At 55.0% G+C, this 12,549-nt stretch carries 15 protein-coding genes and 5 pseudogenes; 14 read left to right on the top strand and 6 right to left on the bottom strand.

What is annotated here, in order from left to right:
• The first annotated feature begins 44 nt into the window (after positions 1 to 44).
• A complete protein-coding gene (locus AFK24_RS06355) occupies positions 45 to 926 on the top strand; it encodes an IclR family transcriptional regulator (RefSeq protein ID WP_080482053.1) in 882 nt (293 codons plus the stop codon).
• Here the strand turns inward: AFK24_RS06355 and AFK24_RS06350 are convergent.
• Positions 875 to 2,176 carry an NAD(P)/FAD-dependent oxidoreductase gene (locus AFK24_RS06350; protein ID WP_205884856.1) on the bottom strand — a complete coding sequence of 434 codons (1,302 nt, stop codon included), beginning with the start codon at positions 2,174 to 2,176 and terminating at the stop codon, positions 875 to 877. The two genes, AFK24_RS06355 and AFK24_RS06350, sit on opposite strands and share 52 nt — an antisense overlap.
• A gap of 257 nt (positions 2,177 to 2,433) precedes the next feature.
• On the opposite strand from AFK24_RS06350, the pseudogene AFK24_RS29725 reads away from it, so the two are divergent.
• The 10 genes and pseudogenes from AFK24_RS29725 to AFK24_RS06310 form a co-directional block, all read left to right on the top strand.
• Positions 2,434 to 2,634 (top strand): annotated as a pseudogene (locus AFK24_RS29725) (NAD(FAD)-dependent dehydrogenase); the annotation flags it as partial.
• 73 nt (positions 2,635 to 2,707) lie between these two features.
• Positions 2,708 to 3,022 (top strand): ArsR/SmtB family transcription factor, encoded by a 315-nt coding sequence (locus tag AFK24_RS06345; protein WP_065832418.1) that lies wholly within the window; start codon positions 2,708 to 2,710, stop codon positions 3,020 to 3,022.
• On the top strand, positions 3,019 to 3,459 hold the full coding sequence (locus tag AFK24_RS06340) for a YeeE/YedE family protein (protein WP_065832417.1): 441 nt from the start codon (positions 3,019 to 3,021) through the stop codon (positions 3,457 to 3,459). The genes AFK24_RS06345 and AFK24_RS06340 overlap by 4 nt, the downstream gene beginning before the upstream one ends.
• Positions 3,456 to 3,875: a DUF6691 family protein gene (locus tag AFK24_RS06335; protein ID WP_065832416.1), complete on the top strand. Its 420-nt coding sequence runs from the start codon at positions 3,456 to 3,458 to the stop codon at positions 3,873 to 3,875. The genes AFK24_RS06340 and AFK24_RS06335 overlap by 4 nt, the downstream gene beginning before the upstream one ends.
• A 71-nt stretch (positions 3,876 to 3,946) precedes the next feature.
• Positions 3,947 to 4,062: pseudogene (locus tag AFK24_RS31870) on the top strand (MBL fold metallo-hydrolase); the annotation flags it as partial.
• Complete coding sequence (locus AFK24_RS06330; protein ID WP_065832415.1) at positions 4,052 to 4,345, top strand: DUF202 domain-containing protein; 294 nt, start codon at positions 4,052 to 4,054, stop codon at positions 4,343 to 4,345. The pseudogene AFK24_RS31870 and the gene AFK24_RS06330, both read left to right, overlap by 11 nt.
• 133 nt (positions 4,346 to 4,478) lie before the next feature.
• Entirely contained in the window at positions 4,479 to 4,691 is a 213-nt protein-coding gene (locus tag AFK24_RS06325; RefSeq protein WP_065832414.1) for a hypothetical protein, read from the top strand.
• Positions 4,692 to 4,880: 189 nt separating this feature from the next.
• Positions 4,881 to 5,795, top strand: a complete 915-nt coding sequence (locus AFK24_RS06320) for a cation diffusion facilitator family transporter (RefSeq protein ID WP_065832413.1) — start codon at positions 4,881 to 4,883, stop codon at positions 5,793 to 5,795.
• Positions 5,788 to 6,192, top strand: a pseudogene (locus AFK24_RS29720) (ATP-binding protein); the annotation flags it as partial. The gene AFK24_RS06320 and the pseudogene AFK24_RS29720, both read left to right, overlap by 8 nt.
• 38 nt (positions 6,193 to 6,230) lie before the next feature.
• Complete coding sequence (locus AFK24_RS06310) at positions 6,231 to 6,695, top strand: DUF411 domain-containing protein (RefSeq protein ID WP_065832411.1); 465 nt, start codon at positions 6,231 to 6,233, stop codon at positions 6,693 to 6,695.
• A gap of 51 nt (positions 6,696 to 6,746) precedes the next feature.
• Here AFK24_RS06310 and AFK24_RS06305 read toward each other — a convergent pair whose 3' ends face one another.
• From AFK24_RS06305 to AFK24_RS06290, 5 genes and pseudogenes are all read right to left on the bottom strand, one after another.
• A complete protein-coding gene (locus tag AFK24_RS06305; RefSeq protein ID WP_065832410.1) occupies positions 6,747 to 8,153 on the bottom strand; it encodes a sensor histidine kinase in 1,407 nt (468 codons plus the stop codon).
• Entirely contained in the window at positions 8,150 to 8,815 is a 666-nt protein-coding gene (locus AFK24_RS06300) for a response regulator transcription factor (RefSeq protein WP_065832409.1), read from the bottom strand. The genes AFK24_RS06305 and AFK24_RS06300 overlap by 4 nt, the downstream gene beginning before the upstream one ends.
• An 84-nt stretch (positions 8,816 to 8,899) precedes the next feature.
• Positions 8,900 to 9,715: a MipA/OmpV family protein gene (locus tag AFK24_RS06295; protein WP_080482051.1), complete on the bottom strand. Its 816-nt coding sequence runs from the start codon at positions 9,713 to 9,715 to the stop codon at positions 8,900 to 8,902.
• A gap of 190 nt (positions 9,716 to 9,905) precedes the next feature.
• Positions 9,906 to 10,013, bottom strand: a pseudogene (locus tag AFK24_RS31500) (cytochrome b); the annotation flags it as partial.
• A 46-nt stretch (positions 10,014 to 10,059) separates the two neighbouring features.
• On the bottom strand, positions 10,060 to 10,962 hold the full coding sequence (locus AFK24_RS06290) for a LysR family transcriptional regulator (RefSeq protein ID WP_065832407.1): 903 nt from the start codon (positions 10,960 to 10,962) through the stop codon (positions 10,060 to 10,062).
• A 141-nt stretch (positions 10,963 to 11,103) separates the two neighbouring features.
• On the opposite strand from AFK24_RS06290, the gene AFK24_RS06285 reads away from it, so the two are divergent.
• The 3 genes and pseudogenes from AFK24_RS06285 (at position 11,104) to AFK24_RS06275 (ending at position 12,453) form a co-directional block, all read left to right on the top strand.
• Complete coding sequence (locus tag AFK24_RS06285) at positions 11,104 to 11,301, top strand: tautomerase family protein (protein WP_020291262.1); 198 nt, start codon at positions 11,104 to 11,106, stop codon at positions 11,299 to 11,301.
• 95 nt (positions 11,302 to 11,396) lie between these two features.
• Positions 11,397 to 11,760 (top strand): annotated as a pseudogene (locus AFK24_RS06280) (putative quinol monooxygenase).
• A gap of 78 nt (positions 11,761 to 11,838) precedes the next feature.
• Positions 11,839 to 12,453 carry a nitroreductase family protein gene (locus AFK24_RS06275; protein WP_065832406.1) on the top strand — a complete coding sequence of 205 codons (615 nt, stop codon included), beginning with the start codon at positions 11,839 to 11,841 and terminating at the stop codon, positions 12,451 to 12,453.
• Positions 12,454 to 12,549: the final 96 nt, after the last annotated feature.

Here is a 12,549-nt window from a genome sequence, read left to right as displayed (position 1 = left end):
GCTGACCATGAACCAGCAATCGCCTGTTTCAGGGAGATGCAAACATGCCCCAAACCGAATCATCACTACCCCGAGTGCAACGTTGCAGTACCCAAGGGACGCAAATGCTGGACCGTTCCTTTGAAATACTTCAGGCCATTGCCGCCCGTGGAGAGCTGGGTGCGAGCATCGAAACCCTCAGCGCCGAAACCCGGTTGAGCCGAGCGACGCTGTATCGTCTGCTCAAAGCCATGAAGTCTTACGGATTCGTGCGTCTGCCGCGTCTGCGCGGCCATTATTTCCTGGGCTACGAGCTGCTGACCTTGGGTGCCCAGGCAGGTAATACCGGCGGCTTGCGAGAACAGGCCCGGCCAGCGTTGATGCGGCTCTCGGAGGCGTTCCAGGACAGTTTCTTTCTGTTCGTGCAGGACGGCTATTACGCGCTGTGCCTGGAAATCCAGGAGGGCGGCAACCCCACCAAAAGCTTTGCGCACTGCGTAGGTTCCCGGGTACTGAGTGGCGTCGGCCAAGGCTCGCTGGCCTTGATGAGCAACATGCCGACCGCCAAGCGCAATGAGATCCTCAACCACAATGCCCCGCGGCTGCTGCGTGAGTACGGCATCTCTGCTGCACAAGTGCGCGAGGCGATAAACCAGTTCTGTCGTCAGGGTTACACCTGTGGTCTGAGCGACAAGATTCTCCCGCTGTACACCGGCGTCGCTGTGCCGATTCGAGATAAGGAAGGCGCACCGATGGGAGCATTGAGCAGTGCCCTGCCGACGTCGCGTCTGACCGAGACCTATCAACTGCGGCTGGTGGAGGCTATGCAGTGCGAGGCCGATGCCATTGCCCAGCGGCTGAGCACGCCGCTCGGACGCACCGCGGACCAAGGGGATCATCGAGCAAATCTCGAAAAACGGAACGGCATTGGACTGACCAGCGGTTGATCGCCAGTGATCAAATCCGCCATCAGATGCCCGGCGCCGGGTCCGATCCCGAAACCATGCCCGGAAAAGCCGGTAGCAAGGTAAAACCCGGGGATCGATTCCACTTCATCCATCACCGGGATGATGTCCGGCGTCACGTCGATCAAGCCCGCCCAGCGCTGCTCAATTTTGGCCTCGGCAAAGACCGGAAACAGTTCGGCAAGCATCTTCAGCGCCTGATCAAGAAAGGCGTCGACGGGTTTTGGGTCATAAATGCGCTGGGTCTCGAACGGCGTCGGCTGATCGTTTCCCCAGCGGTCAGGCGTATTGATTTCCTGCCAGCTCTGACCCGTAACTCGTAACCGGTACTCCTGATGATGCGCCTTGACCATCGGCAGAAAATCCGGGAAGTAGCGAAAGCTGTCAGGCACCAATGGCGCGATATTGGCGTTGCGCATCGCGACCGTATAGCCACCATCGGCGCGTTTTCTGAACGACACCTTTTCAGTGGCCACGGCGCATTCCGGGCCACCCGATAGCGGCGCAGTACGCATCACTGAACCGAGCACTCGCAGCTGCGGCAGTCGAACCCCCAGATTGCGACAGAACAGACCCGACCAGGCACCTGCCGCCAGGACGACCGTCTTGCACTTGATTTCCCCCAGCTCAGTGACCACTGAACTGACTCGGCCAGCTTCTGTTTCAAGGCCCCGTGCGGCGCAGCGGGTGAAGAATCTGGCGCCCAGCGCACGGGCGCCTTCGGCGATGGCTGCAGTGGCGATGTCGGGTTCGGCGCGTCCATCGGTGGCGGTGTACAGCGCGCCCTTCCAGGAAAGCGGGCCCTTGGTCCCAAGTCTGGCAGCAATCTGCGCAGTATCTAGCCACTCGGCTTCAACACCCATGGGTTTGGCCTGCGCCAGCCATGACTCCTTGTCGCGGATTTCCTGCTCGGACTCACAGGCGTAGAGGATGCCGGCGCGAATAAAGCCAGTGTCGTGCCGCAGCCGCATGGCCCAGCCGTCCCACAGCTTCAGACTGGCGATTGCCAACGGGATCTCGGCGACATCACGGCCCATGGTGCGAACCCAACCCCAGTTGCGTGAGGACTGTTCGTGGGCAATACCACTTTTTTCCACCAACACCACCGAGACACCGCGTTCAGCCAGAAAGTAGGCCGTACAAACCCCGACAATTCCACCCCCGATGATCACCACATCGGCGCTTTTGGGTAGTGGATGATCGCTATCGACTTGCGAGATGTGCGGGTACATGGGCATTCCTGCGGCGGTCGTTACCCAAGGTTTACTCCGTGGGCAAAACAGCAGCAAGCATTGGTACAACGAAGGGTGCCATGCTCTCACATGGTGAGATCAAGTCAGTGAATCAGGACGGTGGCCAACTGTGGAAGGTGCGCATGCCGCAGCCCAAATCGTCGACTACGCGCAGCACTCGCGCGTCGAACCCACGGCCAGCGCGTTGCGCAGTTGGACTGCCCAGCTCAACGGCAATCAAAGGCAAGGCATCACCCGTTCAACGCGGCAAGATCGTGCTGGCTGAGTTCACCTATGGCGGCAAGGTCGCCCCCAGCTTCCCGTCCTGGTTGATTCACGGTACTCGGCCATCAAGGCTGGCGTGGCTGCTCAAAGAGCGGATTCTTCCACCGTCATATTGGAAAGCAATGCTTAAGGGCCGTGAGTGGATGGCGAAACCTGAGTTGGCTGACGTATGAAATCAGTGCCGCCAAACACTATATCTTTTTATATACTATAGTTTAATAAACTGACTAATTAGCGATCAATCCTGTGCCCGAATTAGATCTCCAGCAGTTACACGCCAATGCCGATGCTGCCAGCCAATTCCTTAAAGCCCTGGCCAATCCGGATCGTTTGATCCTCCTATGCCAGCTATCCCAAGGTGAGCGCAATGTCAGCGATCTGGAGTCACTGCTGGGGATACATCAACCGACTCTCTCTCAACAGCTGGCCGTGCTTCGCCGCGAAGGACTGGTGGAGACCCGCCGTGACGGAAAGCAGGTGTTCTATCGCATCAGCAGTCCCGCAGCATTGGCAGTCATCCAAACCCTGTATCAACAATTTTGCGCCGGAGAAGCCTCATGAATATCGACTGGCTCAACTTCACTCCCTGGTCGTCTCTTGCGGGCGGCGCATTGATTGGCCTGGCGGCCAGTCTATTCGTCGTCGCCAACGGGCGTATCGCAGGCATCAGCGGTTTGATAGGCAGTCTCTTACAGCGCGGGAGCGAGGGGGTGAGTGAAAAAGCACTTTTTCTCCTGGGCCTGCTAGGCGCGCCGTTTCTATGGGGCTTGTTTGCCACGCTGCCGCAGATTGAGTTCCAGACGGGCTGGTTTGGACTGATCGTCGCCGGTGTATTGGTGGGTATTGGCACACGGTACGGTTCAGGTTGTACCAGTGGCCATGGAGTTTGCGGCATATCTCGCCTTTCGCCGCGATCGTTGGTCGCCACTGGGTGTTTCATGTTCAGTGGTTTTGCCACGGTGTTTGTCTTGCGCCATCTACTGGGGGATTGGACATGATCAAACTGACTGCATTCATTGCTGGCCTGCTGTTCGGCTTAGGTCTGCTTCTGGCGGGCATGGCCAATCCGAGCAAAGTACTGGCTTTCCTGGATTTAACTGGCGCTTGGGACCCTTCCTTGGCGTTGGTCATGGTTGGGGCAATTGGCATAGCCGTTGGCCCGCTAAGTTGGGCGCGCCAACATTCCAGCTCGCTGCTGGGAAGGCCAATGCAGTTACCAATCAAACGTGAACTGGACCCGCGCTTGATTGGCGGGAGCCTGTTGTTTGGCATCGGTTGGGGAATAGCGGGCATCTGTCCTGGCCCCGCAGTGGCAATTCTGCTGACAGGCCGCTGGCAAGTGATCGTGTTCATGTTGGCCATGCTGGTCGGCATGTTGTTTTTTACTGCGCTGGAGACCCGGCGCAGATATTGATCGGGAGATCGTCATGAAAGCCCGTTGATAGATCAGCGCTGTACTTTGTATATCAAAGAGAGCGTTCCACCATGAAACCACCTGTAGAAGCTTTCTTTGACTCCGCACGTATACCTACAGCTATGTTGTCAGTGACCCGACTACCGGGCACTGCGCCATTACCGATTCTGTGCTTGATGTCCGACCTGAGCGATGCACGCGTGTTCTTCGCCACTGAGCGAACGTTGCTGGCGTTGCACCGAACCAGACTTTCTCTGATGGCACTTGGCTTTATGATTGAACGATCCGGGCTACTGCTGCAGCTGCTGAAGCCGCGCGTTGTGGGCTCCTCCGGAAAACATTTTCCGTTCTGGATCGTACTGGCTTTTCCGATGCTGCGCTCATGGGTTGCTGCTGTTGGCCACTTACCGAAAGGTTGCGCGGAAATTACCATTTCAAAATTTCATAGAGTGTTTTTGCACGCAACTTAAATCCCTTTCTAACAGTATTGTCATCCTTCACTCACCCTCTCGTTAACTTTCGGGGTTTACCATCACTCTTAATTCCTGAGGTGCGATTGAGCGTTCCTCTGGTTTCTGCCATTTCACCTATACGGTAATCACCATGAATCTGATCAAGTCGCTGGTTTTCACAGCCACCGTCCTTTCCTGTACGGCTGTACTGGCTGAGGGCGGCAGTGAACGTGCGAGCCAGGCCGCGCAAAAGATGCGCCTCGTTCAAGAAACTCGCTTCAATGACCACAGCAGCGAAGCTTCTCGGCTCGTCAGCGCTGACGAGAAATCTCGCGCTGAACAAATGAAGAAGTCAGAAGGTTAAATCCTTGCTCCATACAATTCGCCTTTAGTAGCTTCACAGCTCCTTTGGTCAAGGTGAATCTTTAAGCGTCCTTCGGGGCGCTTTTTTTTGCGCTTATTTTATAGATTGCATTGCGAACGTCCTGCCTGCCTGATGTGTCCTGACACAGGCTCTATTGTTTACTTAACCCCCCTACCAAAGGACCCTCTAATGAGCTCAGGTCACAGCCATGGCCAAGTACGTGCAGGTCATGAGAAAAAACTCCTGATGGCGCTGGGCCTGACCACCGGATTCATGATCGCGGAAATTATCGGTGCGTGGATCACAGGTAGTCTGGCGCTTCTCTCCGACGCGGCACACATGTTTACCGACTCAGCTGCGCTGGCGATATCGCTTATGGCGTTGCAGATAGCAAAACGTCCTGCAGATCGCAACCGCACATTTGGTTATGCGCGATTCGAGATCCTGGCCTCGGTATTTAACGCCATTCTTCTTTTCTTCGTTGCGATCTACATTCTTTACGAGGCCTATCAAAGGCTCCTGAGCCCTGCCCCTATTCAATCCACAGGGATGTTGGTTGTCGCTATTCTGGGGCTTGTGGTGAACCTGGTCTCAATGCGGCTATTGGGGGCGGCGAGTGGTGAAAGTCTTAATGTAAAAGGTGCGTATCTGGAGGTCTGGAGCGACATGCTTGGATCGATAGGTGTCATTGTTGCGGCACTGGTGATCCGCTTCACCGGCTGGGCATGGATGGATTCGCTCGTTGCGGCAGGCATTGGCTTGTGGGTATTGCCAAGAACCTGGACGCTCTTGCGTGAAAGCATGAATGTGCTTCTGGAGGGTGTTCCAAATGGGATTGACCTGGAAGAGGTCGAGCGAACCATCGTGGCGGTTGAGGGGGTCAAAGCGATCCATGACCTGCACGTCTGGTCGGTCACCAGCGGCAAAAACGTGATGAGCGTGCATCTGGTAATTCCACGCACATCCCTCAATGGACAAGAAATCCTGGCTCAGGTGACGACCTCAGTCAGTGAGAAATTTGAGATTGGTCACTGCACCATTCAACTTGAGCATGATGGCTTCCACGATCAAGAGCACAAACATGCAGATCATGAGCATCATTGAGCTTTTTGCATCGTCAGCTGAAGAGAAGTTTATGTTCTTACAGGTCCAGGGCAGCGGTTGCGCTCAGGGCGACAGACTGATGATCCAGAGAGCGATATCGAATCTACTTTCAAATACCATACGGCACGGCACTCCCGGCAGTACCGTAACGATAATGCTCGTCGGGCATGCTGATGAAGTAGCACTGGCGGTACGCAACGAGGGCGCCGGGATTGAAACCGAGCATTTACCTCGACTGTTTGATCGTTTCTACAGGGTTCATCCAAGTCGTTCCCGCCAACAAGGAGGCACGGGATTGGGGCTTGCCATCGTCCGCTCTATCATGACGCTTCATGGAGGTCGTGTAGCGGTTGAAAGCGAGCTGCGTGAGTTCACTGCGTTCACTTTGTATTTCCCCCACCCTCTTTCCCAAAAAAACATCTGTGAGTACGATCAATGCGCCTGCTTTCAGTTAAAAACCAAGCTTTTATCCTCACCGCCGCGGCAATCATCGGTTTTGCTTCTGTTCTACAGGCAGCCCCGCAGTTGTCCATCGACGTTCATCGAGATCCGAACTGTGGCTGCTGCAGCAAATGGATCGCTTACCTGCAAGAGCACGGCTATACCGTGATAGATCACCTTGAAGACAACATGAGTGAGGTGAAGGAAAAGTTAGGCGTGCCGGCACAACTGGGGTCCTGTCATACCGGCGTTGTGAATGGAAAGTTTGTGGAAGGTCATGTACCTGTAGAACAAATCGCCGAGCTGAGCAGGCGAACGGATCTGATCGGCGTCGCCGCCCCCGGCATGCCGATGGGATCGCCCGGCATGGAATCAGGTGACCGGCGCAGTGCCCACCAAATCATCGGGTTGACCAAATCTGGCGCAGAGCAAGTCGTAGCAGACTATCCGGCTCGATAGCCGCGTGGCGTAGTCACTTAGCCTGCCTCTGGCGAGGTAGCCATACGGCTGCTACAGACACGACGGAGTCAGCTCTTGGAAAGAAGCTGGGCCGTCGGCGCTGATATCCGGGAATATGACGCATATGGACAGTCCACTCCCGTTCAGCCCTTGTCCGGTTTCAATGATAGCGCGATGATTCTGGGCAATACCTGCAACCAAGGACAGTCCAATTCCGCTGCCTCCCTTCTCAGTGCCAACAGCGCGATAGAATCGCTCGAATATTAACTTTCGCTCTGGAGCCGGCACCCCAGGGCCGTTATCTGCGACCTCGAGGTAAACTTGCTTATCTGGCCCTCTTCGGTAACCACAGTTGACGCTTACGTGCCCCCCGGTTTTGGTGTAGCGCAGCCCGTTATCTACGAGATTGCGCAGAAGAATTCCTATTTCGTCAATACTGCAACGAACCATGCAAGGGGAAATATCCAGTGACAAGGTACGGCCTTGCTGGGCTGCGTAGATATCAAATTCATGCGCGACGTGCAGGACCAATTCGCTCAGATCAGCGAAGCCGTGCTTTGGCGCTCGGGTACCAGCCGTGAGGCGGGCCAAGTCAAGCAGCTGTTCGGATAGACGTGAGCTATGCTGAGCAACCGTTAGCAACTTCGATAACGCTACGTCTTTGTCGGCTGCCAGTGGTGCACGCAGGGCTATCTGAGCTTGTGCCTGCAGAGTGGCAAGCGGTGTGCGTAGCTCATGTGCCGCATTGCCGATGAATTGACGTTCGGCTTCAACCGCCTCGTCCAACTGCTGGAGAATGTGATTAAAGGAGGCTACAAGTGAATGAAGCTCTTGGGGCAATGAAGCTACCGGCAACTGTGTTAGATCGAAACTGCGTCTCTCACGCATAGCCTTGCCCAAGGCCACGACAGGCGTCAGGGTGTTGCGAACTACAAACCACATCAACACCCCCGCCAGCAGTAATAGTAAGGTAGCGAGCCCGACTGAAATCAACGTTTCATGCTGAATCTCTTGATCCACAATGCTGTGCAGATTTGCGACTTGCACATTGACCAGGCCTGTACTGTCTCCCACGGAGTAGACACGCCAGCGTTTGCCGCCAATGACACTTGAGGTAGCGCCATCGAAAAAGTCGGGACGCAAAGCCTCTTTTGGCGAGTTAGGCGTGCTTGCGATCAAATCTCGTTGCCTGAACCAGACTTGGAAAACCAGATTTTCTCTGTCAGCCAGTGCCGGATTGCTCAGTTGCATGCCCGGTGTTTGCCTGGCGGTTAATTTGCTGTTGGCTGGTATCGTCATGAGGATTTGGGTAGCGATGATTTTCAGTTTTTCGTCCCAGGTACTGGTGGTGTTGTGGGTGAAGTAGGCGGACAGTATGGCCAGCGCCCCCACCCAGCAAAACACAATCACGACGGCTATAACCAACATCATTCGAGCATGCAGTGATTTGGGTTTCATGACGCTGGCAGCCCAATGATGTAGCCGTGCCCGTGCACCGTCCGTATCAGATTGTCGCCCAGTTTGCGCCGCAATTGATGGATGAATACCGCAATGGTGTTGCTTTCCACCAGGTTAGTGTTGCCATAAATCCTGTCCTGCAAGTAGTCACGGGTGACCACATGGCCAAGACGATCAAGCAATGCGAGTAACGTGCGGTACTCCTGGGCGCTGAGTGGCACATCCATCCCCCCCTTGCTGACTAGCCTGCGAGTACGGTCAACTTGTACGTCACCATGAGTAAACAGCGGGATGACGCGACCTTGGCTGCGACGTAGCACAGAGCGCAACCGAGCCCACAGCTCATCAAATTGAAACGGCTTGACCAAATAATCGTCTGCGCCTGCGTCCAGACCTTGAATACGCTCACTCAATTGCCCGCGAGCCGTCAGTATCAACACCGGAGTAGCGTCACAGTTAAGACGCATCGACCGCAATACCGTCAGCCCTGACTCGCCAGGCAATCCTATATCCAGCATTACGGCCGCATAGGCATGGTCTACCAAGGCTATTCGGGCTGCTTGAGCATTGCAGGCATGATCAATGCTCCATCCAGTCTGGCGAGCGCCATCGCAGATGGCCTCGCCGAGCATGACATCATCTTCTACAAGGAGTAGGTGCATGGGATGGCATTGACCTCAAGAGCAGCAGATCGTTAATCCTGAGGGATCATCGTTAGTTTTTCATTAAGAACCTGCCAGCCAGGCCTAAAATCGATAGATGTAACCTGCACGTACACCGGTTTGCTGCTCTCGCTCTACCAGTGGGCTGTCCTTAATGCTGCTGCCCAGATAAGTTGCGCCCAGATCGAGGAACACCATCTGCTTGGAGCTGAAGGAATAGTCCGTACGCAACCCCAACTCAAAGTTGGTTGTTGATTCACCACTGTACTGCACTCGTTCAGCGCGCACTTCCAAAGGGCGCACACCGTAGTAATAGTCGACAAAATTGCTGTCCAGCAGATGCACCGCTGCGCGAGGGGTAAAACCCCAGGCGCCGGCTGCAAAGCGCCGATCTGCTTGCAATTTAAACCTTGAACCATTGCTATTTCCGGAGCCGTCGACCAAAGCCTCGGCGCTCAAATTGACTAAGTCATTACGCCAGATGGCCGCTCCGCCAAGCCAAATGCTGTTTTTGCGCTCCGTCATGCCGTCCAGGTAAGGCGAGTCGTTGTCCTCATACCCATCATTGGCGTAGCGCGCACGTAGACGAAAGTTGACCGGGCCAACCGATGGGAGTTTTATATCGATGCTAGGGAAGCCCAGACTGATCCATTTGTTCTCATAAGTGAGTATCGGGATGGGCTGAGCTTTGTCATCAAAGTCGCGGTAAGCCCGACGCTCCATTGCTGCACCGAGGCCCATGCTCCACTGTGATCCGCCATCTTTAAATTTGTCCTGCTCATTTTGCCCCCATGCGCTGGGTAGAAGCGCCAGGCACAGCGCTCCAGCGCACCAACGGGCACTCGCCAAGCATGCAGGAACAGTGAGGAAGTGGCGCAGGATCTGATGCACAGTCGTCATAGCGGATTCCCAAAGTACGAAGGATGGCCGGTAATCACAGAGGTCGCGATACCGTGCCTGGGGAACCGTGCGCCAAGAGAGTTAATTTTTTTTTATGATTATTAAGATGTTGTTAGTCAGTATGGGAACCAGCCTGCAGCACTAAGAGCAATGGTGTGTCTGCGTATTTAAAGCGTAAACACCATTGGCCTGCTACCGAACTCCAATACCAGCCTGAAAGAGGCAGGGGAATCAGGGCGACGGTGTAAAGCAAAGGGCGACCCACTATTGCTCCGCGCTGCATCAGCAGGCTCATGGATGTATACCTACAGATAAAAACCAGCGTCAGGCCCTCTCCTTGCCTGCTACTGCCAGTCCTCACATACCCGGACCAACTCATCGACCACGTACCTCACCTTGGGCCGCAAATGCGAAACTTTGGGCCAAACAGCATGGACCTCAACAGGTTCAGGCTCATAGTCTTCCAGTACCTCTACCAGCCTGCCTGCGTCAAGATCGTCCCTAAAAAGGCAGCGCGGCATCTGGCATAGGCCAACCCCCGCCACGGCAGCGAGGATCATCGCCTCGCCGTCGCCTATCTGATGAGTGGAGGGTGGCGCATAGCGAACGGTTTCCTGACCTTGCCTGACTCGCCAGGAGAGTGGTTGACCTCGTCGATGCCCAACAATGCAATGGTGACGATTCAGATCCTCCAAAGTGTCCGGTACGCCGAAACGACGCAGGTAACTCGGCGAAGCACAGATAGCCCAGCGTTGTCGCGCAAGACGGCGAGCAACCAGCCCGCTGGTATCTTTGAGTTCGCCAAAACGAACCAGCAGGTCGATGCCCTCTTCAATCGGATCGACCAGATGATCAGAAAACGTCATGTTGAGTTGCAGCGCGGGATACTTGTTAGCGATTTCAAATAACAAGGGCGCTACAACCCTGCGCCCGAATGCCACGGGTATATCTACGCGCAATCGGCCAGATGGTTCGCGAGTCCCAGGCCCCAACCCACTCTCCGCAGCACCAATTTCTTCGAGTGCAGTTGAACAAGCAATGAAATACGCATCGCCATCAGCAGTAAGAGAAATTCGACGGGTGGATCGATGAAACAGCTGCACTCCCAGGCGCCCTTCAAGGCGGGCGATAGATTTTCCGACAGCCGATTTCGAAATACCCAGTCGCCCGGCCGCCTCGGTAAAGCTGTTCGAGCGCGCAGCCACAACGAAGGTGATAACGCCTTGGAACGAGTCTATGGGAATCATGACGGCCTTAGTCAGTAGACAATAAGTCTACCCACTTTAGAGTTTTAGGCGGTTTATCGCCAGACGCTTCTACCCTAGCATGGCAACATGTCACGGACTGATCACTTCAGACCACGTTACTTATCCCAAGAGGAATACCTCATGCCCGTAGTACGCGTTAGCTGGTTCGAAGGTAAAGAGCACGCTCAGAAAGCCACCGTGGCTGCTGAGATTACCGAAAGCATCGTCAAAAACACCGGCACGCCAGCCGAATACATCTACGTTATTTTCGAAGACGTAGCGCCATCGGATTGGGCAGGTTCGGGCAAGTTGTTCGGCGAAGCGCCCGAGAAGTCCTGACCCCAGAGACTGCATCGACCGTATCAATGCATCGGCTGGATCAGCGATGCATCCTCACCTGGCGTTTTCTAACGCCGACGATGGAAGAGATCCCCATGCATCCACATATTTCCTGCCTGTTCACCCTCGCAATCAAACCCGGCGACTTTCCAGAGTTCAAAGCGCTGATTGCTCAGATCGTTCCCGCGACCAAGCTTGAGCCGGGCACACTGGTTTACGAGTACAGCGTCANACAGCGTCAACGAAGACCAAAGCGTTGCGCATATTCTTGAGCGCTACAACGTCGAATCCGTGGTCAGCCACGTGGACGAGACCTTTGCTCCGTTCGGCAAACGCTTCCTGGAACTGTGCACCATCACCAGCCTGGTCGTGTACGGCACACCTGATGCCGAGATCCGTAAACGCCTGGATCCGTTCGGTGCTGTGTACATGACGCCGTTCGACGGCTTCAGCCGCTGATTGATTTGATCTGCGCAGACTCGACTGCAAAAAAACTGGGGCTGCGCTTACTTCCCCCCTTACTGCATGGAGAGCACCATGTCTGCCATTGCTGATGTAATCAAGTCGCGGATTTCCGCCAACAACTACGACACCGAGCGCAAACTGTCAGATCAAGAGATCGCGGATCTGATTGATCTGGCCACCCACGCGCCTTCCGCATTCAATCTTCAAAACTGGCGATTCATAGCCATACGTAGCGAAGAAGCCAAAACACGTTTGCTGCCATTGGCATATGGCCAACAGAAGGTGATGGATTCGGCAGTCACTTTCATTATTTGCGGCACCCTGAATCCGCACGAAACAATTCCGGCGTCCCTGAAGCCATCAATGGATGCAGGCATCATCGACAAAGCCATCTATGACATGTGGGTGGGCGCGGCTCAGGGTATGTACTCTGAAAACCCGCAACTGCAGCGCGACGAAGCCATTCGCTCAGGCTCGCTCGCCGCCATGACGCTAATGCTTGCCGCTAAAGGCCAAGGTCTTGATTCAACGCCAATGATCGGCTTCAACCAAGCGGCGGTCGCAGAAGCATTCAATCTATCGGCTACCGAAATCCCGGTCATGCTGGTAACTGTCGGTTATCCAGGCTCGACGAACTGGCCGCAAAAGCCACGTAAAGCCGTTCGCGAAGTGCTTGAGTTCATCTAGCAAACACCGACGCCGACCTTGTCGGCGTTTCGCTCTTGCATGCGGTCGCATGGGTTTGCTGGTCAGCCGAGCATCGCTCCCCCCGATAAAGCAGAG

It is taken from the genome of Pseudomonas syringae (assembly GCF_001698815.1).
Taxonomy (GTDB): Bacteria; Pseudomonadota; Gammaproteobacteria; order Pseudomonadales; family Pseudomonadaceae; genus Aquipseudomonas; species Aquipseudomonas syringae_A.
Note: the sequence above shows the minus strand (reverse complement) of the source record. Positions and strands in the feature narration are given on the sequence as shown.